The 24,878-nt window shown below is 68.6% G+C and carries 25 protein-coding genes; 9 read left to right on the forward strand and 16 right to left on the reverse strand.

The genetic code is table 11. The features are described from left to right. Nucleotides 1-4: 4 nt before the first annotated feature. Both ACFO0J_RS11770 and ACFO0J_RS11775 read right to left on the reverse strand, forming a co-directional pair. Nucleotides 5-1,252 (reverse strand): D-alanyl-D-alanine carboxypeptidase family protein, encoded by a 1,248-nt coding sequence (locus ACFO0J_RS11770; RefSeq protein ID WP_376813535.1) that lies wholly within the window; start codon nt 1,250-1,252, stop codon nt 5-7. Between the two features lie 100 nt (nt 1,253-1,352). Next, on the reverse strand, nt 1,353-1,997 hold the full coding sequence (locus ACFO0J_RS11775; protein WP_376813282.1) for an alpha/beta hydrolase: 645 nt from the start codon (nt 1,995-1,997) through the stop codon (nt 1,353-1,355). 50 nt (nt 1,998-2,047) lie between these two features. Here ACFO0J_RS11775 and ACFO0J_RS11780 point away from each other — a divergent pair, with 50 nt between their 5' ends. Together ACFO0J_RS11780 and ACFO0J_RS11785 are read left to right on the forward strand one after the other, a co-directional pair. Next, the gene (locus tag ACFO0J_RS11780) at nt 2,048-2,920 is read left to right on the forward strand and encodes a biotin--[acetyl-CoA-carboxylase] ligase (protein WP_376813283.1); all 873 of its coding nucleotides are present in this window, start codon (nt 2,048-2,050) and stop codon (nt 2,918-2,920) included. Continuing rightward, nucleotides 2,917-3,741 (forward strand): type III pantothenate kinase, encoded by an 825-nt coding sequence (locus ACFO0J_RS11785; protein ID WP_376813284.1) that lies wholly within the window; start codon nt 2,917-2,919, stop codon nt 3,739-3,741. Before ACFO0J_RS11780 ends, ACFO0J_RS11785 begins: the two co-directional genes overlap by 4 nt. A 9-nt stretch (nt 3,742-3,750) precedes the next feature. Here ACFO0J_RS11785 and ACFO0J_RS11790 read toward each other — a convergent pair whose 3' ends face one another. Genes ACFO0J_RS11790 through ACFO0J_RS11825 form a run of 8 tightly spaced genes read right to left on the reverse strand, consistent with a single transcriptional unit; the run spans nt 3,751 to nt 12,979 of the window. Further along, the gene (locus ACFO0J_RS11790; protein WP_376813285.1) at nt 3,751-5,232 is read right to left on the reverse strand and encodes an N-acyl-D-amino-acid deacylase family protein; all 1,482 of its coding nucleotides are present in this window, start codon (nt 5,230-5,232) and stop codon (nt 3,751-3,753) included. Next, nucleotides 5,229-6,212, reverse strand: a complete 984-nt coding sequence (locus tag ACFO0J_RS11795) for a MurR/RpiR family transcriptional regulator (RefSeq protein WP_376813286.1) — start codon at nt 6,210-6,212, stop codon at nt 5,229-5,231. The genes ACFO0J_RS11790 and ACFO0J_RS11795 overlap by 4 nt, the downstream gene beginning before the upstream one ends. An 18-nt stretch (nt 6,213-6,230) precedes the next feature. After that, nucleotides 6,231-7,502 carry an amino acid deaminase gene (locus ACFO0J_RS11800; protein WP_376813287.1) on the reverse strand — a complete coding sequence of 424 codons (1,272 nt, stop codon included), beginning with the start codon at nt 7,500-7,502 and terminating at the stop codon, nt 6,231-6,233. Between the two features lie 41 nt (nt 7,503-7,543). Next, on the reverse strand, nt 7,544-8,521 hold the full coding sequence (locus ACFO0J_RS11805) for an ABC transporter ATP-binding protein (RefSeq protein ID WP_376813288.1): 978 nt from the start codon (nt 8,519-8,521) through the stop codon (nt 7,544-7,546). Next, nucleotides 8,518-9,534: an ABC transporter ATP-binding protein gene (locus ACFO0J_RS11810; RefSeq protein WP_376813289.1), complete on the reverse strand. Its 1,017-nt coding sequence runs from the start codon at nt 9,532-9,534 to the stop codon at nt 8,518-8,520. Before ACFO0J_RS11810 ends, ACFO0J_RS11805 begins: the two co-directional genes overlap by 4 nt. Beyond that, nucleotides 9,531-10,436, reverse strand: a complete 906-nt coding sequence (locus ACFO0J_RS11815) for an ABC transporter permease (protein ID WP_376813290.1) — start codon at nt 10,434-10,436, stop codon at nt 9,531-9,533. The genes ACFO0J_RS11810 and ACFO0J_RS11815 overlap by 4 nt, the downstream gene beginning before the upstream one ends. Continuing rightward, nucleotides 10,433-11,386, reverse strand: coding sequence for an ABC transporter permease (locus ACFO0J_RS11820; RefSeq protein ID WP_376813291.1), 954 nt, complete (start codon nt 11,384-11,386; stop codon nt 10,433-10,435). The genes ACFO0J_RS11815 and ACFO0J_RS11820 overlap by 4 nt, the downstream gene beginning before the upstream one ends. Before the next feature lie 18 nt (nt 11,387-11,404). After that, entirely contained in the window at nt 11,405-12,979 is a 1,575-nt protein-coding gene (locus ACFO0J_RS11825) for an ABC transporter substrate-binding protein (RefSeq protein ID WP_376813292.1), read from the reverse strand. Between the two features lie 150 nt (nt 12,980-13,129). Between ACFO0J_RS11825 and ACFO0J_RS11830 the strand changes: the two genes are divergently transcribed. The 5 genes from ACFO0J_RS11830 to galU all read left to right on the forward strand — a co-directional run bounded on the left by ACFO0J_RS11830 (nt 13,130) and on the right by galU (nt 16,240). Beyond that, on the forward strand, nt 13,130-13,516 hold the full coding sequence (locus tag ACFO0J_RS11830; protein ID WP_376813293.1) for a RidA family protein: 387 nt from the start codon (nt 13,130-13,132) through the stop codon (nt 13,514-13,516). 27 nt (nt 13,517-13,543) lie between these two features. Continuing rightward, nucleotides 13,544-14,512, forward strand: coding sequence for a 2-dehydro-3-deoxygalactonokinase (locus ACFO0J_RS11835; RefSeq protein WP_376813294.1), 969 nt, complete (start codon nt 13,544-13,546; stop codon nt 14,510-14,512). Then, nucleotides 14,509-15,159, forward strand: coding sequence for a 2-dehydro-3-deoxy-6-phosphogalactonate aldolase (locus ACFO0J_RS11840; protein WP_376813295.1), 651 nt, complete (start codon nt 14,509-14,511; stop codon nt 15,157-15,159). The genes ACFO0J_RS11835 and ACFO0J_RS11840 overlap by 4 nt, the downstream gene beginning before the upstream one ends. A 68-nt stretch (nt 15,160-15,227) precedes the next feature. Further along, a complete protein-coding gene (locus ACFO0J_RS11845; RefSeq protein ID WP_376813296.1) occupies nt 15,228-15,401 on the forward strand; it encodes a hypothetical protein in 174 nt (57 codons plus the stop codon). Further along, nucleotides 15,401-16,240, forward strand: coding sequence for a UTP--glucose-1-phosphate uridylyltransferase GalU (galU, locus tag ACFO0J_RS11850; RefSeq protein WP_376813297.1), 840 nt, complete (start codon nt 15,401-15,403; stop codon nt 16,238-16,240). The genes ACFO0J_RS11845 and galU overlap by 1 nt, the downstream gene beginning before the upstream one ends. Before the next feature lie 3 nt (nt 16,241-16,243). On the opposite strand, the gene ACFO0J_RS11855 is transcribed toward galU, so the two are convergent. Beyond that, the gene (locus ACFO0J_RS11855; protein ID WP_376813298.1) at nt 16,244-17,569 is read right to left on the reverse strand and encodes a 3-deoxy-D-manno-octulosonic acid transferase; all 1,326 of its coding nucleotides are present in this window, start codon (nt 17,567-17,569) and stop codon (nt 16,244-16,246) included. 40 nt (nt 17,570-17,609) lie between these two features. Then, nucleotides 17,610-18,614: a lipopolysaccharide heptosyltransferase I gene (gene waaC, locus ACFO0J_RS11860; RefSeq protein WP_376813299.1), complete on the reverse strand. Its 1,005-nt coding sequence runs from the start codon at nt 18,612-18,614 to the stop codon at nt 17,610-17,612. A gap of 65 nt (nt 18,615-18,679) precedes the next feature. Here waaC and ACFO0J_RS11865 point away from each other — a divergent pair, with 65 nt between their 5' ends. Continuing rightward, complete coding sequence (locus tag ACFO0J_RS11865; RefSeq protein WP_376813300.1) at nt 18,680-19,201, forward strand: gamma carbonic anhydrase family protein; 522 nt, start codon at nt 18,680-18,682, stop codon at nt 19,199-19,201. 54 nt (nt 19,202-19,255) lie between these two features. On the opposite strand, the gene ACFO0J_RS11870 is transcribed toward ACFO0J_RS11865, so the two are convergent. From ACFO0J_RS11870 to ACFO0J_RS11885, 4 genes are all read right to left on the reverse strand, one after another. Beyond that, nucleotides 19,256-20,311: a glycosyltransferase family 4 protein gene (locus tag ACFO0J_RS11870; RefSeq protein ID WP_376813301.1), complete on the reverse strand. Its 1,056-nt coding sequence runs from the start codon at nt 20,309-20,311 to the stop codon at nt 19,256-19,258. A 16-nt stretch (nt 20,312-20,327) separates the two neighbouring features. After that, nucleotides 20,328-21,695: a bifunctional UDP-N-acetylglucosamine diphosphorylase/glucosamine-1-phosphate N-acetyltransferase GlmU gene (gene glmU, locus ACFO0J_RS11875; RefSeq protein ID WP_376813302.1), complete on the reverse strand. Its 1,368-nt coding sequence runs from the start codon at nt 21,693-21,695 to the stop codon at nt 20,328-20,330. Nucleotides 21,696-21,876: 181 nt separating this feature from the next. Further along, nucleotides 21,877-22,446, reverse strand: coding sequence for a PhaM family polyhydroxyalkanoate granule multifunctional regulatory protein (locus tag ACFO0J_RS11880; protein WP_376813303.1), 570 nt, complete (start codon nt 22,444-22,446; stop codon nt 21,877-21,879). A 40-nt stretch (nt 22,447-22,486) separates the two neighbouring features. Further along, a complete protein-coding gene (locus ACFO0J_RS11885; RefSeq protein WP_376813304.1) occupies nt 22,487-23,302 on the reverse strand; it encodes an NUDIX hydrolase in 816 nt (271 codons plus the stop codon). Between the two features lie 352 nt (nt 23,303-23,654). On the opposite strand from ACFO0J_RS11885, the gene coxB reads away from it, so the two are divergent. Beyond that, complete coding sequence (gene coxB / locus ACFO0J_RS11890) at nt 23,655-24,815, forward strand: cytochrome c oxidase subunit II (RefSeq protein WP_376813305.1); 1,161 nt, start codon at nt 23,655-23,657, stop codon at nt 24,813-24,815. The last annotated feature ends 63 nt before the right edge of the window (nt 24,816-24,878 follow it).

Genomic DNA, 24,878 nt, shown 5'->3' on the forward strand with positions numbered 1-24,878 from the left:
GCCATTATTCGAACATCAGGCGGACTTTGTCCAGCAGCCGGCCAAAGAAACCGGCCTCTTCCACCGAATGCAGCACCAGCAGCGGCCGGCGATCCAGTTCCTTGCCGTCCAGGCTGATCACCAGCGAACCGGCCTGGGCGCCCTCGGTCAGGGGCGCCATCAGCGGCTGGGTGTAGCGCGCCTCGGTCTTGATGTCGTCGGCGCGGCCGCGCGGCACCGTCACCCACAGGGCGTCGGACAGGCCCAGTTCAGCGGTTTCAGTAGCGCCTTCCCAGACGCGCGCGGACACGGCCGGCTTGCCCTTGTCCAGCAGCTTGACCGTGTCGAAGTTCTTGAAGCTCCAGTTCAGCAGCTTCAGGCTGCTTTCGGTGCGCGCGGCATCGCTGGCCGCCCCGACGATCACCGAGACGACACGCCGGCCGTCGCGCAGCGCCGTGGCCACCAGGCAGAAGCCTGCCGACTGGGTGTGGCCGGTCTTCAGGCCGTCGACCGTGGAGTCGGCCCACAGCAGGCGGTTGCGGTTGCTCTGCTTGATGTTGTTGTAGGTGAATTCCTTCTGGCTGTCGTAGTGCCGGTATTGCGGAAAGCGCTGCACCAGCGCGCGCGCCAGGATCGCCAGGTCCTCGACCGTGGTCATGTGGTCGGGGTCGGGCAGGCCAGGGGCGTTGGTGAAGTGCGTGTGCTTCATGCCCAGGGCCTTGGCCTGCTGGTTCATGAGCGCGGCAAAGGCCGATTCGCTGCCGGCGACGGCTTCGGCCAGCGCCACGGTGGCGTCATTGCCCGACTGCACCAGCATGCCCTGCAGCAGATCGTCCACCGACACGTCCGTGTTCGGATTGATGAACATGCGCGAGCCTTCGGTCTTCCAGGCCTTCTCGGACACGTGGACCTTCTGGTCGAGCTTCAGCCGGCCGCTTTCCAGCGCCTCGAAAATCACATAGGCGGACATCAGCTTGGTCAGGGACGCCGGTTCGACGGCTTCCTGGGGATTCTGGGCCGCGATGACCTGGCCGCTGGTGGCGTCCAGCGTCAGCCAGGCCTTGGCGCCCAGGGTCGGCGCGGGAATGTTCGACAAATTGCTGACCATGTCGATCCCGGCCGGGGCCTGCGCCGCCGCAGCCGCGGGCGCCGCGGGCTCGGACGCCGCCTGCGACCAGGCTGCGCCAGGCACCAGCAACGAGCAGGCCAGCGCCAGAGGCGCCAGGCGGGAACGACGGAGGGGCAGGAAGGCAGTCATGGGCATGGGCGGCAAAAATTGGGAAAGAAACGACAAGCGCCCATTATAGGCAGGGCAAAAAACCGCCACGCCCGTGCGCCTCGGGCAATTCGAGACAAAACGCAAGCAACTGAAACTACAACCCGGCCAAGCCGGATTGAACGATCTGCCGCAGGACCAGCAGCTTGCCGTGGAAGAAGTGGCCGGCATCCGGCACGACGGTCATGGGCAATTGATGCGCCCGGGCGAAATCCATGCCTTCGGACAGGGGCACGACCTCGTCGTGCTCGCCATGGACCATGAGCGTGTCGGACGGCATGGACAAGGCGCGGTGGCGGAAACGTTCGACCGCGCAGCCGATCAACATCAGGCGGGCCGGCAGGGGCAGGCCCCGGTCGCCCAGTTCGGCATATAACTGGGCCGCCACCGCCGAACCGAATGAAAAGCCCGCCAGCACCCAAGGCCCCGAGGCCGCCTGCGGCCAGGCCTGGAAGACGTGCTCGACGACGGCCGCCATGTCGGCGGTTTCCCCGTCGCCCCGGTCGAACGCGCCCTGCGACGCGCCCACGCCCCGGAAATTGGGACGGACGGCCAGCAGGCCGTGCTGCACGCACGCACGCGACACCGTGGTGACGATCTTGTTGTCGCGGGTGCCGCCATGCAAGGGGTGCGGATGCAGCACCAGCGCCCAGCCCGATGGCGTGTCTTCCGGGTGATCCACGGTGTACTCGATCAGACCGGCCGGACCCTGGCATGTGGCTTGTTCTGTGCGTAAACTCATGGCTGCGCGGTTTCCGTTTCCCTGTCTGCTCCAGACCTCATTCTACCCATATGACCGGCTCACCCCACGATCCCGCCAGCGCCCTGCCGTCTCCCGAGGCCCTGACCGGCGCCCTGCGCGAGGCCCTGCCGCAATTCCGGCAAGTGGACTGGGTCGAACAAACCGGATCGACCAACGCCGACCTGCTGGCGCGCGCGCGCCGCGAAGGCGGGCCGCCGGACCGGCCCTGGCTGCTGGGCACGCACTTGCAGTCCCAGGGGCGCGGACGCGCCGGCCGCACCTGGCAGAACCGCGTCGATGCCAATCTGATGTTCTCCTGCGCCTTCGACGTGTTCCTGCCGGCCCGCCGCTTGCCGACCCTGGCGCCCCTGATCGGCCTGGCGACCTGCCAGGCCCTGCGCGCACGCCTGGAACCCCATCAGCGTGCGCGCCTGACCATGAAATGGCCCAACGACCTGCTCTGGGACCAGGCCAAACTGGCCGGCATCCTGATCGAATCGACCCGCTCGGGCGCCGCCCAGACCGCCGACCACCACCTCATCATCATCGGCATGGGCCTGAACCTGAACGACGCCCGCGCCCTGTCGCAATCCCTGGACCGGCGCATCGCGGACTGGGCCGAAATCGCGGCCGACGATCCTGTCGCCGCACGCACCTCGGCCGCTGAACTGACCGCCTGCGCGGCACGATCCTGGTACGACGCGCTGAACCACGTCACCGCCCATGGCTTTGCCGACCTGCCCGCCCGCTACGCGGAAGTCGACGGCCTGGCGGGCCGCATGCTGGACGTGCTCGACGACGGCCACCTGCGGCACACGGGCGCGGCCTGCGGCATCGACGCCGACGGCCGCCTGCTGCTGCGCAACGCCGAGGGCGTCCAGGCCATCACGGTCGGCGAGATCTCCGTGCGGCTGCAACGATGACCCTGCTGGTCGACGCCGGCAACACCCGGGTCAAGATCGCCTGGCTGGCGCCCGGGGCCTCCCGGCGCGCAGGCCCGCCCCTGATCCTGGCGCACACCGAACTGTCTGGCTTGGCCACGCGCCTGGATTTCACGCCGCGCCGCATCCTGGGTTCCAACGTCGCCGGCGGCGAGGTACGCGACCGGCTGGAACAGGCCTGCCGCGCCGCCTGGAACCTGCCCGTGCGCTGGCACGACGCCCGCGACGGGCACGATCTGCTGGTGAACGGCTACCGCCAGCCGGCCCGATTGGGGTCCGACCGCTGGCTGGGCTTGCTGGGCCTGCTGCAGCACGTCCGCGACGAACCCGCCTGGCAGGCGGGCGCCCCCTGCGTCCTGGCCAGCTTCGGCACCGCCACCACGATCGATACCCTGGCCTGGCAAGCGCAGGCCGACGGCACACGCCGCGCCGCCTTCATCGGCGGATTGATTCTGCCGGGCGCGGCCCTGATGGCCCGCAGCCTGTCTCAAGGCACGGCCGACCTGCCCCTGGCCCGGGGCGAGCCCGCCGATTTCCCGACCGACACCGATGCCGCCATCATCAGCGGCATCGCGGCCGCCCAGGCCGGGGCGCTGCTGCGCCAGCGGCGTCTGGCCGCCGACACCAGCCCCGGCGCCGAACCGCTGCTGTTCGTCAGCGGCGGCGACTGGCCGCGCGTACAAGGGGAATTGTCTGCCGCACTGGCGCGCACGGCCCCGGCCGCCGCCCAGCCGCACTGGCTGGACAGCCCCGTGCTGGACGGACTGGCCAGCCTGGCGGCCCGGGACGCACTGGCCGGCTGAACCGGCCAGTCAGGCCAGGCCCTGAACCGTCTGGCGCCGCACGAAACGGCCGCCCCGTTGCGGCTGCACCCCGTCGGCCTCTGTGTAGCCGAGCACGCCGTTGACCCAGACCGCCTCCACGCCGTCGCTGACCTGCATGGGAGCTTCGAAGGTGGCGTTGTCCTTGATGCGGGCGGGATCGAACACGACCACATCGGCGGCCTTGCCCTCGGCCAGCACGCCCCGGTCGCCCAGGCGGAAGCGCCGCGCGGACATGCCGGTCATCTTGTGCACGGCCTGCGGCAGGCTGAGCACGCCCTTTTCCCGCCAGTACTGCGCCAGCACGCGCGGAAAGGCGCCCCACAGGCGGGGATGCGGGCGCTCGTCGTTGGGCAAACCGTCCGAGCCGATCATGGACAGCGGATGCGTGATGACACGCTGCACGTCGTCCTCGCGCATCTGGAAATAGCAGGCGTTGCCGGGCTTGAGCGCGACGCAGGCGTCGTATTCGGCCATGCCCCATTCGGCCGCAATATCGCGCAGGTAGCGCCCCGCCACTTCGGGATGCGGTTCGCTGCGGGTGATCAGGATGTCGATCACACCGTCCACCAGGTCTTCGCGCAGCACGGTGGACCCCGCCGTATAGGGATACACATCCATCGCCAGTTCCTGCCGGCCGGCCAGTTCGTCCACCAGCGGCAGGGTCTGCAAAGTCCGGCCCCAGTTGGCCGAGCCCGCGCATTTGTGATGCGACAGCACCAGCGGCAGCCCGGCCTGGCGGGCGGTGCCCGCGGCCTCCATCATGGCCTCCAGAATGTCCTTCAGTTCGTCCCGGATGTGCGTGGCATACACCCCGCCCTGCGCAGCGGCCTCGCGGGCCACGGCCACCAGTTCCGGCACGTCGGCGGCATAGGCCTCGCGGTAGAAGACGCCGCTGGACAAACCCAGGGCGCCCGCGTCCATGGCCTCGCGCATGTCGTCGGCCATCGCGGCGCGCTCCTCGACCGTGGCGGGACGGTCCAGATCCGCCACGTGCTTGATGCGCAGCGCCGTATGCCCCAGCAGCGCGGCGATGTTGACGGCGGGGCGGACGGCATCCACCGCGGCCGCGTAGTCGCGGAAGGTCGCGTAGCGATATTGCCGGTCGCCCAGCAGCGACAAGGGCGCGGGGGGCTGGTCGGTCACCACCGGCGCCAGCGAAATGCCGCAGTTGCCTGCGACCACCGTCGTCACGCCCTGTGAAATCTTGGGCAGCATGTCCGGCGTGTTCAGCACGGCGGCATCATCGTGCGTATGCACGTCGATGAAGCCGGGGGCGATCACCTTGCCCCGGCAATCGTGCATCCAGGGCTTCTCGCCCATCCAGGCCCGCACGTCGGCGCGTGTCTCACGCGCCTGCGCGGGATACACCGCGACGATGCGATCGTCCTGCAGCCACACATCGCCCGTAAACGAGGGTTCGCCCGTGCCATCGACCACGGTCCCGTCCTTCAACCACACTCTGTTGCTCATCGTTTTGCCACCTTGGGTCGCGCCTTCGTGCCGGCCGTGCCGGGCCCGGCGTCCTTGCCGTCGCCGCGCCGCGCCTGCACGGGCTGCTGGAACCCCATGTATTCGTAGCTGTCGAAGCCATGCGTCTCCAGCAGACGCTTGTATTGCTGCATGCCGCCGATCACGCGCGGCCCCAGGATCTGGGCCAGCCGCACCATCAGGATCTCGATGACCATCAGATGCGCCAGATAGGCTTCCGTGCCCACACGCATCACCGCGTCCTGCGGCACCGAGACCGGCAGCAGCAGATCGGCCAGATCGGCCAGCGGCGTATCGGGCTGCGTCAGCGCCACCACCGTGGCGCCATGCTCCTGGGCGAACCGGGCCGCTTCCAGGGTGTAGGGCATGCGGCCCACGTGCGAAATCACGAAGGCCACGCCGCCCTGGCCCAGGGTGGACGCCGACACCAGTTGCTGGTGTGCGTCGAAGATCGCGTTGGCCGTCAGGCCCAGCCGGAACAAGCGGCTTTGCAGTTCCTGCGCCATGAAGGACGAGGCCGCGCCGACGGAATAACAATCGATGCGCGAAGCCTGGGCCATCGTGGCGGCCACGTCGTCGATCCCGCCCGGATTCAGGCTGCGCCCCAGATGGGTCAGCGCGCTGGCGGCGGCATGCGTGATCTTGCTGATGACTGCGTCGGTGGAGTCCCCGGCCTCTACGCTGCGGTGCAAATGCGATCCCGATACCGCCAGCGTCTGCGCCAGCGCGACCATGAACTCGCGCACCGAATCAAAGCCGAAGCGGCGGCACATGCGCACGATGGTGGGCATGGACACGCCGGCCTGCGCGGCCAGTTGCTCGACCGTGGCAAGCACCGCCGCGCCCGGATCTTTCAGGATGACGTCGACCACCTGTCGCTGCGCCTGCGGCAAGGCATCCTTTTGCCGCTGCAAGAGCTGCAAGGTCAGCAGCGGGGCGTTCACCGGCATGATGTCATGCATGAGGGGCACCGGCAGGACTCAGAACCGCGTCTCGACTGCATCGACGATCGTCCAGGCATCGTCCACCACCGGCATCCAGCGCCACTTGTCGAAGGTGGTGCAGGGGTGGGAGATGCCCAGCGCGACCCGGTCGCCCACGGCCGGGACGGCCTGCGACGGATCGAAACGCAGATAGGCGTGCTGGTCGTTCAGGGCGCTGATCTTCCAGGATGCGGGCGCGTCCTGCGCCTGCCGGGCGCCGCGCGGCGCCCAGCGCTGAACGGACGGCAGTTCCAGGTCATAGGAAATGTCGCGCCGGCCGCAGGTCAGCAACGCCAGACCCGGCTCGGGCACGGACTGCACCATGGCCCAGACCTCGAGCGCGGCCTGCAGCGAATCCTGCAAGCCCCCGCGCTGTTCCACCAGCTTGAGCAGGCGCTGATAATTGCCATGATCATGCGTCACGTAGCAGCCTGAACGCAGCACGCCCAGAAACGGCCGCGCCAGACCCGCGCCCTGCAGCAGCGGCATCACCAGATCGAAAATGGCCGAACCGCCGGCGCTCAGGATCGGCTCGTCCGCGGGCAGCAGCCCCTGCGCATCGCAAGCCGCGACGATCTCGACCACGCGGCGCACGAGTTCCGTCACGGCAGGCACGTCGTGCGCGCTGTCGCACTTCGTCAGCCCGCCTTCGTAGCATTCGATGCCGCCCAGGCGCGCCGCCGGGCTGGCCTGGATGGCCCGGGCCAATTCCAGCGCCTCGGCGGACGTCCGCACGCCGGTCCGCTGGCCCGGGATGCCCACTTCCAGCAACACATCGAAAACCCGCCGGCCGCCGCGCCCGCGCGCCCAATCCTCGATGCCGCGCAACTGCGCAAGGGAATCGACCAGGAACCACACCCGCAAACCCTCGTGCCGGGTGAGCAGGGCATCGAGTCCGTCCAGGTCGGCGGGCGCCACGACCTGATTGGCGATGATCGCGCGGCGCATGCCCGCCTCCAGCCCGACGGCAAGCTGATGGATCGTCGCGAAGGTCAGTCCCCAGGCGCCGCCCCGCAATTGCAGATCGAACAACTGGGGCGACATGGTGGTCTTGCCGTGCGGCGCGAAGGCAACGCGACGGCCCTGGGCATAATCCTGCATCCAGCGCACATTGTGTTCCAGGGCCGAGCGGCGGATCACGGCCAACGGGTAAGGCAGATCGTCCGCCAGCACGTTCCAGCCGCGCTCGGCGATGCGCGAAGCCTGCACGGGCGAGGCGGCGAGCGGAAAGCTCTTATGGTGGCGATCAATCAGAAAATCCGGATGCATGACGGTGGTCTCTCTTGTTGCGTATGACGTGTTGCGTGCGTTTATTGCGCCTTCCAGCAAGCCTGCAGATGCCCCTCGCCCACGACGCGCAACTGCATGTCGGCCTGGGCGCACCGGCTTTCCGCCAGCGGGCAGCGGGTGCGGAACACGCACCCGCTGGGCGGGTTCTTGGGGCTGGGCAGATCGCCCGACAGCAAAGGGATTTCGCGGCGTTGCGCCGGATCGGGAATGGGCGCCGCCGCCAGCAAAGCCTGTGTATAGGGGTGACGCGGCCGGGCGTACAAGGCTTCCGTCGGAGCGACCTCGATCACGCGGCCCAGATACAGTACCACTACGCGGTCGCACAGGTATTCCACCACATCCAGATCGTGCGAAATGAACAGCAGCGTCAGGTTCAGGCGCTCTTTCAGTTCGCCCAACAGATTGACCACCTGGGCCTGGATGGACACATCGAGCGCCGACAGCGGTTCGTCGGCGACGATGAAGCGGGGCTCCACCGCCAGGGCGCGCGCAATCCCGATGCGCTGGCGCTGCCCGCCGGAAAACTCATGCGGAAAGCGTTCTGCGTGCTCGGGCCGCAGGCCGACCTGTTCCAGCAGTTCATCGATGCGCTTTTGCCGCGCCGCGCCCGGCGCCAGGCCGTGGGTGGACAGCGCCTCGCCCAGCACGTCGCGGATGCGCATGCGCGGGTTCAGACTGGCATAGGGGTCCTGGAAGATGATCTGGATATCCGCGCGCAGCGGGCGCAAGGCGCCCTGGCTCAGCCGCGCCAGATCGACCTCGCGCGTCTCGTACCGGTAGAGCAGGCTGCCGTCGGTCGGCTCGATCAGGCGGGTCAGCATGCGGCCGATCGTGCTCTTGCCCGAGCCCGATTCCCCCACCAGGCCCAGCGTTTCTCCGGGCAGGATGTCGAACGACACGTTCTGCACCGCGCGCACCGCGCCGGGGCCGACGCCGAACTGCTTGCTCAGGTTCTGGATGCGCAGCAAAGGCGCTGCGGATGCCGGGGTTTGCGTCATGCCGTTTCTCCCGCGCGAATGCAGCGCACCTGGCGCAGAGGCCAGCGGTCCGCGTTGATCACCTCCAGGGCCGGCATCGCCGCGTCACAGGCGTCCAGACGCCGGCTGCAGCGCGGCGCAAAGGCGCAGCCGGGCGGCGGCGCCAGCGGACTGGACACCTGTCCCGGGATGGCGTCCAGCCGGCGGCGCAGCACCCCGGCGCCTGCCTGCCGTTCGCGCTTGCGCGCCACACCCGGCAGGCAGCCCAGCAAGCCCTGGGTATAAGGATGGCGCGGCGCGGCGAACAGGTCGTGCACGCCGGCGGTCTCGACGATGCGGCCCGCGTACATCACGGCGATCGCATCGGCGTATTGCGCCACCACACCCAGATTGTGCGTGATGAACAGGACGCTCATGCCCGTCTCCTGCTGCAGCCGCCCCATCAACGACAGGATCTGCGCCTGGATGGTGACGTCCAGCGCCGTCGTGGGCTCGTCGGCGATCAGCAGGGTCGGATTGCAGGCCATGGCCAGCGCGATCATCACGCGCTGCGCGGCCGCGGGGATCTCCACCAGCTCCAGCATGCGCCGGGCATGGGCCAGGGCGCCGGTCTTGTCCAACCCCATGTGCAGGCGCACCGACTCGGCGATCTGCTCGCCCACCGTCAGCACCGGATTCAGGCTGGTCATGGGCTCCTGGAAGATCATGGCCAGTTCGTTGCCGCGCAAGCCGCGCAGCGCCTTCTGGTCGAGCCGCAGGAGATCGACGCTGCGGCCGTCGCGCAGCACGAAATGCGCCTCGCCCTCGATCCGGGCATGCGAGGTCTTGGCATGCAGCCCCATCAGCGACAGGCTGGTGACCGATTTCCCCGAACCGGATTCGCCCACCAGCGCCAGCGTCTGGCCCGGCATGAGCCGGAAGCTGACGTCCGCCACGCTCTGGATGCGCCCGTCCTCGGTGGCGAAGGAGGTGGACAGCGCGCGCACGTCGAGCCGGGGAGCGGCCTGCGAGGGAACAGACTCGTGAGCCGTCATGATTTCTGCTTCAGTTTGGGGTCGAACAGATCGCGCACGCCGTCGCCCAGCAACTGCAGCGACAAGGCAGTAAGCACGATGGCGATGCCGGGCGCGAGGATGGTCCAGAACGCCTGGTCGGCATATTGCAGACTGCCGGTGATCATAGTGCCCCAGGTGGGGATCTCGGGCGGCACGCCCACGCCCAGAAAGGACAGCCCCGCCTCGGCCAGAATCGCGTAGGCGAAGATGAAGGTCACCTGCACCAGCACCGGCGAGAGCAGATTGGGCAGGATGTGGCGCCACAGAATCATCGGTGTTCTCACGCCCAGCGCCCTGGCGGCGTCGACGAACAGCAGCTCGCGCAGCACCAGGGTGGAGGCGCGCACCACACGCACCACACGCGGCGTGTAGACGATGACCAGCGCCAGAATCACGTTCCACAGAGAAGCCCCCAGGATCGCCACCAGGGCGATGCCCAGCAGGATGTCGGGAAACGCCATCATGGCGTCCACCAGGCGCATCAACGGCGCGTCCAGCCGGCGGAAGTACCCTGCCAGCATCCCCAGCGCCGTGCCCAGCACCACCGCGCCCAGCGCCGTGAAGAAGCCGATCATCAGCGAATAGCGAGCGCCGTGGATGATGCGCAGCATCACGTCGCGGCCCAGTTCGTCGTTGCCGGCCCAATACGCCCACGAAGGCGCATGCAGCCGCATGGCGAGGTTCATGTCGCCGGGGTCGGCGTCGGTCAGCATCGGGTAGAACACCGCCACGACGACCGTCAGCAGCAGGACGAGGGCGGAGACCAGCACGACCCGGCGGGCGAACAGCCGCCGCAGGGCCTTCACCCAGGGCGCGCGCGGCTTGCCTGCCCGCGCGCGGGCGGGCGGGACGCGCTGGACGGAGGAAGACGACGCGCTCATGACGAGCCCCCCAGACGGATGCGGGGGTCGACCACGGTATAGAGCAGGTCGATCGCCAGGTTGATGAACACATAGATCGCGGCGATCACCAGCAAGGTGCCCTGGATCACGGGGTAATCGCGGCGCAGCACCGCGCGCACCACCAGATTGCCCACACCGGGCAGATTGAACACCGTCTCGGTCACCACGGTGCCGCCGATCATCAGCGCCAGGGTCAGCCCCAGCACGGTGACGATGGGCACCAGCGCATTGCGCAGCACGTGCTTGATGAGCACCACGCTTTCGGCCAGGCCCTTGGCGCGCGCGGTGCGCACATAATCCTCGCCCAGGATGTCGAGCACCGAGGCGCGCGTAAAGCGGATCACCAGCGCCGAATTGAGCACGCCCAACACGATGGACGGCAGCAGCAGGTGCTGGACGCGGTCGCCCATCGGCGCCCCCGGATCGCCATAGCCCGAGGCCGGGAACCAGCCCAGGTGCACGGCAAAAACCTGGATCAGGATCAGGCCGAACCAGAAGCTGGGAATGCTGGCGCCCAGCATGGCCACGGTGCTGACGATCTGGTCGCCCCGGCTGCCGCGCCAGACGGCGGCCGCCATGCCGCAGGGCACGCCGATGCCGGCCGCGATCGCCACCGAGAACAGGGCGAGGAACGCGGTCGGTTCGGCCCGCTCGGCCAGCGCATGCAAGACCGGCATCTGCAGGAAAATCGACTGCCCCAGATTGCCGCGCAGCACCTGACCGATCCACAGCACGAACTGCGTGAAAAGCGGCTGGTCCAGCCCATACTGCACGCGCGCGGCAGCGATGTCGGCGGCCGTGGCCTGGTCGCCCAGCAGCAGCGCCACCGGATCGCCCGAGGCCAGGCGCGTCAGCAGGAAGACCAGCACGGCGACGATGGCCAGCACCAGCACCGCGCCGCCCAGGCGCCTGATCAGGAAACTCAGCATCGGAGCGCTCCGGCCCGCCTATTGGGCGAGTGAAGTGTTCCAGAAGAACGGCCAGGTGGCCGGCGTATAACCCTGCAGCTTGGCCGAGCGCGCCGACAGGCCATTGAAGCGGCCCACCTCCACGAACGGCACCTCTTGATAAACCAGTTCCTGCACCTGGCCCCACAGCGGACCGCGCTTGGCCACGTCCGGCTCGCCGTTGAAGGTCGCCAGCGCCGCTTTCTTGGTGTCGGTCTCCCACCAGCCGGGCGCGCCTTCACCCAGTTGCGGCGGCGACAGCATGGGCTCGGGGAACAGACCCGAGTGCGTGACGTAGATGTCCCACAGCTTGGGATCGTTGCGGCGCTGCACCAGCGTCGCCCAGTCCACCACCATCAGGTCGGTCTTGAAGCCGGCGCGCTTGAGGTGCTCTGCCATCACCAGCGCCATGTTGTAGTGGAATTCGTACTGGCGGCTGACCATGATCCGGACGGGCTCGTCCTTGTAGCCGGCCTTGCCGGCCTGGGACTTGGCCAGCTTCGGATTCTTCTGGTTGTAGAGCGCCGCGCCCGCGTCGGAGTAGAAGGGCGTGCCCTTGGGGAAGAAATTGGGCTCGGCGGTGAAGAAACGCGGGTCGCCGAAACCGGCCATCAGCATCTCGGCCTCGCCCATGGCGGTCTGCACCGCCTGGCGCATCGGCTGGCTGGCCAGCACGCCTTCCTTGGTGTTGAACACGATGTAGGGGAAACCGAAGTCCTGCGTCAGGATCGGCACCACGTCAGGCCCGGCCTTTTCCAGGCGGCCTATCGACTCGACCTGCAACAGGTCGGCGTAATGGAACTGGCCGGCGAGCGCGCCTTCCAGGCGCGTCGTCGCATTGGGCACCGGCACGAAGCGCAGCTCATCGAGCAACGCCTCGCGCTTGCCGGCGTAACCGCTGGCGGGCTCGCTGCGCGCCGCATACTCGTCGAAACGCGCGAACACCGTGTACTGGTCGGGCTTGCGTTCCTTGAGCTTGTAGGGCCCGGTGCCGACGATGTCCGTCAGCGGATTGGCGATGGCTTCCTTGGGCATGATGCCGGCCATGCCGCTGGGCATGGCCAGGTGCGCCAGCAGCGGCGCGTAAATGGTCTTGAGCTGGATTTCCACCGTCAGCGGCCCCTGGGCGGCGATGCCGGCCACGACCTGCCCCACGGCCTTGCCGCGCGCGGACACCGCCATCCAGCGTTGCAGCGAGGCCACCACGTCGTCGGCGCTCATGCCCTTGCCGTTGTGGAACTTCACGCCCTGGCGCAGCGCGATGGTATAGGTCTTGCCGTCGGCCGAGATCGCGGGCATGGCATCGGCCAGCATGGGCTGGATGTTCCACTGCCCATCGAAGGTGTAGAGCGGCTCGTAGACGTGCTGCATCACCGTGCCCACCAGATCGGTCGGCGTGGTCATCGGATCCAGGCTCTGCAACTCGCCGATCATGGCGAGGTTGGCGGAACCGCCCCTGACGCTCGCCTGCGCGCGAACGGATTCCAGGGGGAGGCTCATACAGCCGGCCGCCAGCAGGGCGGAGACCAACAGACGACGACGCGTCATTTGCGGAAACAGGGGGTATGCGTTCATGGGCTGTCGCCTTCCATCGAGTCAGACGGTTTAGGAAAATAATTTAGGAAAATAAATTACATCCACAACCACGAAAAACCGTTCTATCATTTAAAAAAGCGTTTTTCGTGCTTTGTTTATGTAATGTTCTTACATTCAGGAGCTTATGTCATGCCGGTAATTACCCTAGGCCAGTCCCCCATCGCATCCGATCGCCAGTCGCGCCCGCTCTCGCCCGCCGTGCGCGCGGGCGATTTCGTCTTCGTGTCGGGCACCGTGCCCACCGACGACCAGGGCCAGGTCGTGCCCGGCGGCATCGAGGCGCAGACCCGCCAGGTGTTCCAGCGCCTGGAAGCCGCGCTGGCGCTGGCAGGCTGCACCCTGCAGGACGTCGCCAAGGTCAATGTATGGCTCGATGATGCGCGCGACTTCGGCAGCTTCAACCGCGTGTACATGGAATGCTTCGGCGATCACCGCCCCGCCCGCTCTACGGTGGAATCGCGCCTGATGATCGACGCCAAGGTCGAGATCGACGTGACGGCCTACAAGCCGCTGTAAGGCTCTGACTGACCCGCGGACCCGCCCGTGCACGACATCCCGACGCCGCCTCCGCGCGGCCCGCAGGACGCCCACCCCCGCCTGCTCGCCATCGACTGGGGCACCACCTCGTTGCGCGGCGTGCTGATCGGCGCGCACGGCCGGATCGTCGCACGGCGCGCGCTGCCGCATGGCATCCTGCACGTGGCGCCGGACGGTTTCGCCTCCGCCTTCGAACAGCATTTCGGCGACTGGCTGGAGCAGGCGCCCGCACTGTGCCTGCTCTCGGGCATGATCGGCAGCCGCCAGGGCTGGCAAGAGGCGCCCTACTGCCCCTGCCCCGCCGGCTTCGATGCCCTGTGCCGCAACCTCGCATGGCTGCCCGCCGTGGGCGGCGTGCCCATCGCCATCGTGCCCGGCATGAGCGTGGCGCCGCTCGGCGGTGTGGACACCGTCGCCGGCGTCCCCGATGTGATGCGCGGCGAGGAGATCCAGGTCTTCGGCGCGCTGCGGCTCATGCAGCGGCGCGACGGCCTGCTGGTGCTGCCCGGCACGCACAGCAAATGGGTACAGGTGCAGGACGGCGTGATCACCCGCTTCAAGACCTTCATGACGGGCGAGCTGTTCGCCCTGCTCACCCGTCATTCCATCCTGAGCCGGACCACGGACGTCCAGGCGTCCCTGAACGAAACCGCTTTCGTGCAGGGCGTGCAACGCGGCCTGCGGGACGAAGCGCTCGGCCACCTGCTGTTCGGCGTGCGCGCGCTCAGCCTGTTCGACACGCTGGATCCCGCCCGGTCGTCCAGCTATCTCTCGGGCCTGCTGATCGGCCAGGAACTGCGCGACATGCGGCCCGCCCCCGGGGACACGGTCGCGCTGATCGGCAATGACGCGCTGGCCCTGCGCTACCGTCTGGCCCTGGCGCAGTTGTCCTGCGACACGGTCGTCTTCGGCGACGAGGCCACCTGGGCCGGCCACCAGGCCGTCCAAACACATTTGACGGAGACCGCCGCATGAACACCCCGCCCCCCCTGCATCAACGCTATGCCGAACTCAAGGCCCGCCTGCCGCTGATCGCCATCCTGCGCGGTCTCCGGCCGGCCGAGGCCGTCACCATCGGCCAGTCGCTGCACGACGCCGGCTTCCTGCTCTGGGAAGTGCCGCTGAACTCCCCCGATCCGCTCGCCAGCATCACGGCCCTGCGCACCGCCTTTCCCGACGTCCTGGTAGGCGCCGGCACCGTGCTCACCCCGGCGCAGGTTCGCGACGTGCACGCCGCCGGCGGGCAACTGATCATCTCGCCCAATGCCGATCCCGCGGTGATCGACGAGACCGTCAGGCTGGGCCTGATCAGCCTGCCCGGCATCCTGACGCCGACCGAGGCCTTCAGCGCACTGGCGCATGGGGCGCACGGCCTGAAGCTGTTCCCCGCCGAGCAAGCCTCACCCGCCGTCGTCAAGGCGCTGCTGGCCGTGCTGCCCCAGGGTTGCGACCTGTTCCCCGTAGGGGGTATCGCCGCCGGCACGATGGCCCCCTGGGTCCAGGCGGGCGCCACGGGGTTCGGGATCGGCTCGTCGCTGTACAAGCCCGGCAAAAGCGCGCCGGCCGTCCAGGAGGACGCGCAGGCCTTCGCGCAAGCGTGGGCCGCGCTGCGAACGGCCTGAGCGCCGTCGGGATATCCGAACCCCGCTGATATACTGGCGGATATCCCTTTTTCCATCCAGGCTGACGCATGCGTTTCCTGCTGATTCTCGCCGTCATCGCCAATCTGGCGCTGCTGGCCTACGGCCAGGGCTTCTTCGGCCCGCCGCCGGCCGAACAGGGGCGCACCCCCCGGCCGCTGTCGCAACGCAACCAGCAGATGCTGACGCTGGGCGCGCCCATTCCTCCCGCCGCCACCCCCTGATGAAACCGATCCGCAAAGCCGTCTTCCCCGTCGCGGGCCTGGGCACCCGTTTCCTGCCGGCCACCAAGGCCATGCCCAAGGAAATGCTGCCGGTCATCGACAAGCCCCTGATCCAGTACGCCGTCGAAGAGGCCCTGGCGGCAGGCATCACGGAACTGATCTTCGTCACGGGCCGCCACAAGCGGGCCATCGAGGACCACTTCGACCGCATGCCCGAACTGGAAGCCGAACTGGAAGCCAAGGGCAAGCAGGCGCTGCTGGACACGGTCCGCACCGTGCTGCCGCCGCACGTCCACTGCATCTATACCCGCCAGGCCCAGCCGCTGGGCCTGGGCCATGCCGTGCTGTGCGCCGAGCCCATCGTCGGCAACGAGCCCTTTGCCGTGCTGCTGGCCGACGACCTGCTGGACGCCGACACCTCCGTCACGCGCCAACTGGTGGACGCGGCGCATCAGCACAACGGCAGCGTGCTCGCCATCCAGACCATCGACCCGGTCGATTCACGCAAATACGGCATGATTGCCGGCACGGCCGTCGACGCGCGCAACACACGGGTCGAGCGCATCGTGGAAAAACCCGCACCGCAGGACGCGCCCTCGAACCAGGCCGTCGTCGGCCGGTACATCCTGGAGCCCGAAATCTTCGACCACCTGCGCCGCACCCGGGCCGGGGTCGGCCAGGAAATCCAGCTCACGGACGCCATCGCCGACCTGCTCAAACAACGCCGCGTGCTGGCCCACCGCTACGACGGGGTCCGCTACGACTGCGGCAGCAAAGAAGGCTTCTTCCAGGCGACCCTGGCGCTGGGCCAGAAATACCACGGCCTGACGCCGGTCTGAGCCTCAGGGCCGCAACAAAGCCTCAACCCCATCCACCACGCGCGCCACTGCCCCGGCATGCTGCCGGACCCAGTCGCGCGCGGTCTCGCCCATGCGGTGCAGGCCGGCCGGATCATCCAGCCAGCGCACGGCCTGGCGCACGGCCTGATCCGGATCGGCCGCCCGGGCGATGGCGCCGGCGGCCAGGGCATCACCCACGGCCTGTTCGAAGTTTTCCGTGTGCGGCCCCACCAGCACCGGCCGCCCCTGGGCGCTGGCCTCGATGAAATTCTGGCCGCCCAGCGGCGCAAAGCTGCCGCCCACGATCGCCACCTGGGCGCAGGCGTAGTACCAGGCCATCTCGCCCAGCGTATCGCCCAGGATCACGACCGCATCGCGGCACGCCTGGACGGCCGGGCTGCTGTCGTCCCCCAGTTCCAGCAGGTGGCTGCGCCGCACGTGCGGCAGGCCGGCGGCCTGCAGCAGTCCGGCGGCATCCTCGAAACGCTGCGGATGACGCGGCACCAGCATGAACAGCAGCGGCGGACCGGAATCGTCGCCGCGTGCGCGCCGCTGTCCGATCTCGCGGCGGATGGCCTCGACAAAGGGCGCATCCTCGCCTTCGCGGGTGCTGGCAATCACCACGACTCGACGGTCCAGCCGGGCGGCAAAGCCCGCGCCCCGCTTCATCCGCTCATGATCCAGCCGCAGATCGAACTTGAAATTGCCCGACACGGCGACCTGCCGCGCGCCGGCCTGCTCCAGGCGCCGGGCATCCGTCAGCGACTGGGCATAGGTGCGCGTCAGCGCACCATAGGCGGGCCGCAAGAGCGCGCCCAGCCGCACCGTACTGCGCAGCGAGGCGGCCGACATGCGGGCGCTGGCCAGCACCAGCGGCACGCCGGCGCGCGCGGCGGCATGCACCAGGTTGGGCCAGACCTCGCGCTCAATCAGCACCCCGACCGCCGGACGGTGGTGACGCATGAAACGGCGCGTCGCCCCCGGAAAATCGTACGGCAGCCAGTCCTGGCGCAGCCGGCCATCGGCCAGTTCCGCCGCATAGACGCGCGCGCCTTCGGCCCGGCCCGTGGCCGTCATGTGCGTCAACAGCACCCGATGGCCGCGATCCAGCAGCGCCCGGATCAGCGGATGGGCGGCCCGGGTCTCGCCCAGGCTGACCGCGTGGACCCAGACGGCGCCGGGTTCGCCTTCGGCACGTCCGTAGCGGCCGAACCGCACCGCGCCCAGCACCGCCCAGCGGCCTCCGGCGCGGCGGGCGCGCAAGGCCATCCAGCCCAACAGCAGGGGAGACAGGAGGACCAGCAGCAGCGAATACAGTACACGCATCATGCGCTCCCGCGCGGCCGGCCGCGCAACGCGTGGACCAAGCTCAGGCCCCGCCCATGAGGGCCGGGGCTTCCGCCCTGGACGGACTGGCACGGGCCTCGTCCAGCGCCTCGGCGATGGCGGCCCGCACGCGCCCGGCATCGGGCGCCTGGCCGCGTTCGCCCAGGCTGGCCGTGTAGGCCGGTCCTTGCAGCGGCGTGCGCACCGGGGTCGAGGCCTTGTAAATGCCGATGGTCGGACGGCCCAGGCCGGCGCTCAGGTGCGTCAGGCCGCTGTCCAGGCCCACCATGATGCGCGCCCGGGCCAGTTGATCCGCCACCTGGCGCAATCCCATGCGAGGCAGGACGACCGCGTCCGACCGCCCCTGGATCAGTTCCCGCGCACGCGCCTGTTCGGCCTCGTTGCCGGCCAGCAGGCGCAGCGCCAGGCCGCGTCCCTGCAGATCATCGAAGACCTGCTGCCAGTCAGCCTCCGGCCAGAGCTTGTCATCGCGGCTGGCCGAGGGCATGATCAGGGCCGCCGGCTCGATCTCCACCCCGTCGGTCAGGGCCTGCAGGCCGAAATCCGGCGGGCCTTCGACCGCGTAGCCGAAGGCCGCCGCCGCCAGGGTCCGCTGGCGGATGATGGCCGGCTGCCAGAATTCCACCCGATGGCGCACGTCGTAGAACAGCGAGGCCAGCGGCTCACGCGCCGATTTCCAGTCCAGCCCGTGGCGCACACCGCGCGCCTGGCGGACCAGCCAGATCGATTTCATCAGGGCCTGCATGTCCAGCACGACGTCATAGCGGCGCTCGCTCAGGGTGGCGCGCAAGGCGGCGCGTTCGCGGCGCGTATCGGTCGCCCACCAGTGCCTGCGCCAGCGTCGGTGCGCGACGCGGATGACTTCGTGCACGGCCGGATGCCAGGAGGGGATGTCGGCGAAGGATTCCTCGGCCAGCCAGTCGATCAATGCGCCCGGCACATGCCGGGCGATGTCGCTGATGGCGGGCAGCATGTGCACCAGATCCCCGAGCGAGGACGTGCGTACGATGAGGATGCGTGTCGTCATGGCGCGATTATAGGGCGGCACGGGCGTGCTACCATCGAAACAAGACCCCGCCCGGAGACTGTCCGATGACTTGCTACGCCCTGGGGGACCTGGTCCCGAACACTGACCCGTCCACCTTTATCGCAACCGAGGCCACCCTGATCGGCGCCGTCACGCTGCAGGCCGGCGCCAGCGTCTGGCCCGGCGCCGTGATCCGCGCCGACAATGCGCCCATCGTCATCGGCGAAAACAGCAACATCCAGGAAGGCGCCGTGCTGCACGTGGACCCCGGCAAGCCGCTGCGGGTCGGTCGCAACGTCACGGTGGGCCACCAGGCCATGCTGCACGGCTGTACGATCGAAGACGGCGCGCTGATCGGCATCCAGGCCGTGGTCCTGAACGGCGCCGTGATCGGCCGCCACAGCCTGGTCGGCGCAGGCGCGCTGGTCACCGAGGGCAAGACCTTTCCGGAACGATCGCTGATCCTGGGCTCACCGGCCAAGGTGGTGCGCACCCTCAGCGACGAAGACGTCGCCGGCCTGGAGGCCAGCGCCCGCAGCTACACCGAACGCGGGCAGCTTTTCCGCGAAACGCTGCGGCCGCTGTAAAACCCGCCGCACGGCTTTGCGGCCGGCCGTCACCGGGTGCGGGTTGCAGGCCTGCTACACCCGCCGCAGCCCGCGATACAGGCTTTCGTAGCGCGCCACCATGGCGGGCACGGCGTATTCCCGCGCCGTCATCTCGCGCGCGCGTTCGCCCATGTCCCGGGCGGCCTGCGGATGATCCAGCACCCAGGCCAGACGGCGCGCCAACGTGGCGGCATCGCCCGCCGGCGCCAGCAGGCCCCGATCCGGGGCCAGGATCTCGCGGTGCCCGCCGACCTCCGTCGCAACCACCGGCAGTCCGGCCAGACAGGCGTCCAGCACGCTGGTGCCCAGGGCCTCGAAGCGCGAACTGCTGACGTAGGCCTCGGCCAGCGCCAGCGCATCAGCCACTCGGGACAGGAAACCCGCGAAGCGGTAGTGATCGCCCAGTCCCAGTTCGGCCACGCGCGCGCGCGCTGCATCGGCCGCCGCGCCATCCGCGCCGCAATGCAGGCACAGCACGTCGGGATGGTCGCGGCGCAGCCTGTCGATCGCATCGATCAGCGTCAGCGGGTCCTTTTCCGGGCTGAGCGCCGCCGCCGTGACCAGCACGCGGCGGCCCTCCAGGCCAAAGCGCGTCCGCAATTCGTCCACGCCGTGCGGATCGGCCGGCACGGCCTCGACCGCGCTGGGGATGACGGTGACGGGCAGGCCCAGCGCCCGGGGCGCCGCGGCGGCGGCCTCGCTGATCGCCACCAGCGCGTCGACACGCGTCCACTTCCAGCGGTGGCGGTCCGCCGCGCCGGGAGCATCAAACGCGGTGCGGCGCGTGAACACCAGCGCGGCGCGCAGCAGCGGCCGCAGGACGGCCAGCAGGCTCATGGCCTGTGCCGTCTGCGCATGCAACACGTCGTAACGCCAGCCCTGCGTCAGCAGCACGCGCGCCAGCCCCGGAGCCCCCCGGCAGCCCATCACCGGAATGCCTTCGGCGGCGGCCCGTTCGGCCAGAGGACCGCCCGCGCGCGCCGCCAGGGCGACCTCGTGGCCGCCCTCGTGCAGGCCGCGCAAGGTGAACAGGGTCTGGCGTTCGCCGCCCCGCCAGCCTTTTTCCAGATTCAGATGCAGGATGCGCATGGCGCCCCAGACGGTGTCAGGACTTGCGCGTCGGCCGCTTCCAGCCCGCCACCGACTGCTGCCGCGCCCGCGACAGGGTCAGTTCGCCCGCAGGCGCGTCCTTGGTCAGGGTCGTGCCCGCGCCCAGCGTGGCGCCCTTGCCGACCCGCACGGGCGCGACCAGTTGGGTGTCCGAGCCGATGAAGGCATCGTCCTCGATCACGGTCTGGAACTTGTTGACGCCATCGTAGTTGCAGGTGATGGTGCCCGCGCCGACGTTGACGCGCTCGCCGATCTCGGCGTCGCCCAGGTAGGCCAGGTGGTTGGCCTTGGATCCTCGGCCCAGACGGGTTTTCTTCAGTTCGACGAAATTGCCCACGTGGGCGTCCGGGCCGATGTCGGCACCCGGCCGCAGCCGGGCATAGGGGCCGATCCGGGCGCCTTCGGCCACCCGGGCGCCTTCGACGTGGGTGTAGGCGTCCAGCGTGGCAGCAGGACCGATGCGCGCGTCGCGGATCACGCAATGCGGCCCGACGCGCACGCCGTCGGCCAGGTGGACCTCGCCTTCGAAGACGCAGCCCACGTCGATGAAGACGTCGCGCCCGCAGACGAGCGAACCGCGCAAGTCGAAGCGCGCCGGATCCGCCAGGGTGACGCCTTGTTCCAGCAGCACGCGCGCCTGCTCGCCCTGCCAGACGCGTTCGAGCTGGGCCTGCTGCACGCGGCTGTTGACGCCCAGCGTTTCCCAGCCTGCCGACGGCTGGGCGTGCGACACCGGCACCTCATCCGCCACAGCCAGGCCGACGATGTCGGTCAGATAGTATTCGCCCTGGGCGTTGCGGTTGTCGATCCGGCCCAGCCAATCCCGCAGCGCCGCCGTGGGCGCAGCCAGAATGCCGGTGTTGACCTCGCGCAGGGCCAGTTCATCGGGGCCGGCGTCCTTGTGTTCGACGATGCGGCGGATGCGGCCCTGATCGTCGCGCACGATGCGGCCGTAGCCGGCGGGATCCGCCAGGGTCTCGGTCAGCAGCGCCAGGCCCTGGCCGCGCGCCTGCAACAGCGCCCGCAAGGTGTCCGCGCGCACCAGCGGCACGTCGCCGTACAGCACCAGGCTGACGTCGTCCGCATCGCCTTCCAGCAACTGGGGCAAGGCCTGCATCACCGCATGCCCCGTGCCCAGTTGGGGCTGCTGCAGGGCAAAGCACAGATCCTGCCCCGCGAAAGCCGCCTGAACCCGTTCGGCCCCGTGGCCGGTGACGACCACGATCCGGTCGGGCGACAACGCGCGCGCCGAATCCAGGACGTGGGCCAGCATGGGCTTGCCGGCGATCGGATGCAGGACTTTGGGCAGATCGGACTGCATGCGCTTGCCCAGGCCGGCGGCCAGAATGATGATGTTCAGCATAAGAAGGTGTGGATGAGGCTGGACATGGAGTAGCCCCTGCGGGCTATTCCATGCCTGACGAATCGGAGCCGCTTGCAAGCGGCGACGTGGATAAGGCTGGACAGAGGATTCCCTGCGGACTGCCCTGTGCCTGACGAATCGGAGCGCCTTGCAAGACGCGACGTGGGGAGGCCGGCCAAGACTAACGGCGGGTAGTCTTCTTGGCCGGAGCCTTGCGAGCCGCCGAGGCAGCCGTTTTCTTGCGGGCCGGGGCGCGCTTTTTGGCGGGGACCATGGCCTGCTCGGCCGATTCGGCCATGCCCTGCAGGCCGGCGGCGGTCGCGCTCGACAGTTGTTCGAACTGCTGCTGCACCATATTCCACCAGTCGCCCGCCGCGCGGGCGTAGTCCGCACCGGCCTCGTCCGTCTTGCCGGCGGAACCGGCCGCCGCCGCACCCGGGAAGGCGCCCCCGGCGAAGGACTTGAGCGTGCTCAGGGTGCTGCGCTGGATTTCCATCCCCTGGATGGTGTTGGCCAGCATCGTGGCGTTCAGTTGCAGCCAGTTCTGCACCGTCTGCAGCTCACGGATGCGCTGGTCGAGTTCTTCGACCGACATCGGCGTCAGTTTCGCCGCGTCCAGGCCGCCGGCACCCGCCATGTTCTGCCAGGCCTGACGCATCATGTCCAGGCCGGCGAACAGCGGATTGCGGGCGGCTTCGCCCTGCTGGCCGAAGCCGGGCATCACGAAAGGATTGGTGGAGTCTTGCGCCATGATGGATTGCCTCCGCCGGCACCATGCCGGGATGATTGGATTAGAACGCCGCCCCGCCGGGCGCGGCCTGCAAACGGTGCCGCAGCGAATCCAGGATGGCCAGCTCGGCTTCCAGCGTGAAGGCGCCATGCATGATCATATCCCACAGCTCGGGCATCGCCAGGCAGCGGAATTCCAGGACTTCGCCGTCCAGATTGCGGGGCGCCGCCCCCGCATCCAGCACGCAATCGCTGAGCAGCACGTTCTCGACCTGATAGCCGTCGTCCAGGCGGCGGTGCATGCGCAGCACCGTGCGCAGCGGGCCGTGCGCCGCCAGCGCCACGGCCGGCAGGCCGGCTTCTTCGAAGGTTTCGCGCAGCAGCGCGGATTCAGGGTCTTCGCCCGCCGCGACCAGGCCGCCCGACAGCGTATCCCACAGGCCGGGATCGGTGGATTTGTTCAAGGCGCGGCGCGCCACCCACAAGCGGCCGTCCGGCGACCAGCCATTCAGGTGCACCGCCTGCGTCAGCAGGCCTAGAGGCCGCACGGCGCCGCGCTCGATGCGCGCCAGCGATCGGCCTTCGGCCATGACATCCAGCAGTTCGTCCCGCCAGGCGCGGATGCAGCCCGCATCCCGCAACGCCAGCGCCACCCCGCGCAGCACGGCGTCGAGGTTCAGTCGCGCAGTGGGCGCAGCCGTGAAATGCACGGCCTCGGGCTCGATGTGGACGCCTGGCAAACCCGCGACGGCCGCCTGCGCAGCCGGCCCGATCCAGCCCCCGACCCGGCCCGCGATGGTGGCCGGCCGGGCGCCTGCGGGCGGCAATTGCTGGGCGCGACGAATCAGGCGCGCATTGCGCGCCTGAAGGTCATCCAAGGCAAAGGCCGCTGAAGAAAAATCCATCCGGGCATTGTAGTGTATGCATGGCTGGATGCATGCACGGATCGTGGCGGATGCATGCACAAGCAGCATACAAGCCGCATCCACGCGCGCTGAGGGATTGGTGGAAACCCGGAAAAGCCTACAAAGGGAGCAGGGGCGCGCCTGTACAAGCCTCGGGCAGTGGCTATAATCCCTTCAGGTTTATAAGGGTACCCAGGCCACAGCACCCGCAGTTCATTGTACGGTCTGGCGATCCAACCATGTGTGCAGGGCCCGGTTGTTCTCCCGCTTTTCTTTGATGAAGGTCAACCGGCCCTAGGAAATACACGCCAAACAAAGGGACAACATGAAGATGGTCAGAGGGACGTTGGGCATGATCGCGCTGTCGTGGGCGACAGTTGCCGGGGCGCAGGTTCAGGATATGCCGGGAGGCCCGGGGGTCAACCAGCTCAACCTCCACACCGGGGTCACGCCCATCGCGCGGGAAATCTATTCCCTGCACTGGATGATGTTGATCATCTGTACGTTGATTTTCATCGGCGTATTCGGCGTGATGCTGTATTCCATCATCCGCCACCGCAAAGACAAAGGCTACAAAGCCGCCAAGTTCGAAGAGCACCTCGGCCTGGAACTCACCTGGACGGTGATCCCCTTTCTGATCATCATCGGCATGGCCATCCCGGCCACCCGTACCGTGGTCGCCATGAAGGACACCTCCAGCGCCGACCTGACCATCAAGGCCACCGGCTACCAATGGAAGTGGGGGTATGAATACCTCGACGGACCGGCGACGGGGGTGCGCTTCCTGTCGAACCTGACCACGCCGCAGGACCAGATCAACGGCAAGGCGCCCATCGGCAACACCTACCTGATGGAAGTCGACCATCCCATGGTGGTGCCGGTCAACCAAAAAGTCCGTGTCGTGCTGACGGCCGACGACGTGATCCACTCCTGGATGGTGCCCGAACTGGGCGTCAAGCAGGACGCCGTCCCGGGCTTCCTGCGCGACACCTGGTTCCGCGCGGACAAGCCGGGCACCTACCGCGGCCAGTGCGCCGAACTCTGCGGCAAGAACCACGCCTACATGCCGATCGTAGTCGAGGTCAAATCCCAGGAAGACTACGCCAAGTGGGTCGAAGAGCAAAAGACGGCCATGGCCGCCGCCGCCGAAGACCCGAACAAGACCTGGTCCAAGGACGAACTGATCGCCAAGGGCAAGGAAGTCTTCTCCACCACCTGTGTGGCCTGCCACCAGGCCAACGGCCAGGGCATCCCGGGGACTTTCCCGGCCCTGAACGGGGACACCAAATACGTGCTGGCGCCGATGAAAGGCCAGATCGAAACCGTGTTGAACGGACATCCGGGCACCGCAATGGCCGCCTTCCGCGACCAGCTCAGCGACACCCAGATCGCCGCAGTCATCACGTATACGCGCAACGCCTGGGACAACGCCGGCAAGGGTCCCGACCCTGTCGTCCAGCCCTCGGACGTCAAGGCCCTGCGCTGAACCGGCCCGCAACCCACACGGCGAAACCACACGAATTTTCCTCGCGCCGCCCGGAAGGCGGCG

This window comes from Castellaniella hirudinis (genome assembly GCF_042651965.1).
GTDB lineage: Bacteria > Pseudomonadota > Gammaproteobacteria > Burkholderiales > Burkholderiaceae_B > Castellaniella > Castellaniella hirudinis.

What these genes read in the sequence shown, in the direction of transcription:
- ACFO0J_RS11830 (WP_376813293.1), top strand. Translation starts at nt 13,130, where the DNA reads ATGCCGGTAATTACCCTAGGCCAGTCCCCCATCGCATCCGATCGCCAG.
- ACFO0J_RS11855 (WP_376813298.1), bottom strand. Translation starts at nt 17,569, where the DNA reads ATGATGCGTGTACTGTATTCGCTGCTGCTGGTCCTCCTGTCTCCCCTG.
- ACFO0J_RS11820 (WP_376813291.1), bottom strand. Translation starts at nt 11,386, where the DNA reads ATGCTGAGTTTCCTGATCAGGCGCCTGGGCGGCGCGGTGCTGGTGCTG.
- ACFO0J_RS11795 (WP_376813286.1), bottom strand. Translation starts at nt 6,212, where the DNA reads ATGCATGACATCATGCCGGTGAACGCCCCGCTGCTGACCTTGCAGCTC.
- ACFO0J_RS11810 (WP_376813289.1), bottom strand. Translation starts at nt 9,534, where the DNA reads ATGACGGCTCACGAGTCTGTTCCCTCGCAGGCCGCTCCCCGGCTCGAC.
- ACFO0J_RS11815 (WP_376813290.1), bottom strand. Translation starts at nt 10,436, where the DNA reads ATGAGCGCGTCGTCTTCCTCCGTCCAGCGCGTCCCGCCCGCCCGCGCG.
- ACFO0J_RS11780 (WP_376813283.1), top strand. Translation starts at nt 2,048, where the DNA reads ATGACCGGCTCACCCCACGATCCCGCCAGCGCCCTGCCGTCTCCCGAG.
- ACFO0J_RS11840 (WP_376813295.1), top strand. Translation starts at nt 14,509, where the DNA reads ATGAACACCCCGCCCCCCCTGCATCAACGCTATGCCGAACTCAAGGCC.
- ACFO0J_RS11865 (WP_376813300.1), top strand. Translation starts at nt 18,680, where the DNA reads ATGACTTGCTACGCCCTGGGGGACCTGGTCCCGAACACTGACCCGTCC.
- glmU (WP_376813302.1), bottom strand. Translation starts at nt 21,695, where the DNA reads ATGCTGAACATCATCATTCTGGCCGCCGGCCTGGGCAAGCGCATGCAG.
- waaC (WP_376813299.1), bottom strand. Translation starts at nt 18,614, where the DNA reads ATGACGACACGCATCCTCATCGTACGCACGTCCTCGCTCGGGGATCTG.
- ACFO0J_RS11800 (WP_376813287.1), bottom strand. Translation starts at nt 7,502, where the DNA reads ATGCATCCGGATTTTCTGATTGATCGCCACCATAAGAGCTTTCCGCTC.
- ACFO0J_RS11845 (WP_376813296.1), top strand. Translation starts at nt 15,228, where the DNA reads ATGCGTTTCCTGCTGATTCTCGCCGTCATCGCCAATCTGGCGCTGCTG.
- ACFO0J_RS11785 (WP_376813284.1), top strand. Translation starts at nt 2,917, where the DNA reads ATGACCCTGCTGGTCGACGCCGGCAACACCCGGGTCAAGATCGCCTGG.
- ACFO0J_RS11870 (WP_376813301.1), bottom strand. Translation starts at nt 20,311, where the DNA reads ATGCGCATCCTGCATCTGAATCTGGAAAAAGGCTGGCGGGGCGGCGAA.
- coxB (WP_376813305.1), top strand. Translation starts at nt 23,655, where the DNA reads ATGAAGATGGTCAGAGGGACGTTGGGCATGATCGCGCTGTCGTGGGCG.
- ACFO0J_RS11790 (WP_376813285.1), bottom strand. Translation starts at nt 5,232, where the DNA reads ATGAGCAACAGAGTGTGGTTGAAGGACGGGACCGTGGTCGATGGCACG.
- galU (WP_376813297.1), top strand. Translation starts at nt 15,401, where the DNA reads ATGAAACCGATCCGCAAAGCCGTCTTCCCCGTCGCGGGCCTGGGCACC.
- ACFO0J_RS11805 (WP_376813288.1), bottom strand. Translation starts at nt 8,521, where the DNA reads ATGACGCAAACCCCGGCATCCGCAGCGCCTTTGCTGCGCATCCAGAAC.
- ACFO0J_RS11825 (WP_376813292.1), bottom strand. Translation starts at nt 12,979, where the DNA reads ATGAACGCATACCCCCTGTTTCCGCAAATGACGCGTCGTCGTCTGTTG.
- ACFO0J_RS11880 (WP_376813303.1), bottom strand. Translation starts at nt 22,446, where the DNA reads ATGGCGCAAGACTCCACCAATCCTTTCGTGATGCCCGGCTTCGGCCAG.
- ACFO0J_RS11775 (WP_376813282.1), bottom strand. Translation starts at nt 1,997, where the DNA reads ATGAGTTTACGCACAGAACAAGCCACATGCCAGGGTCCGGCCGGTCTG.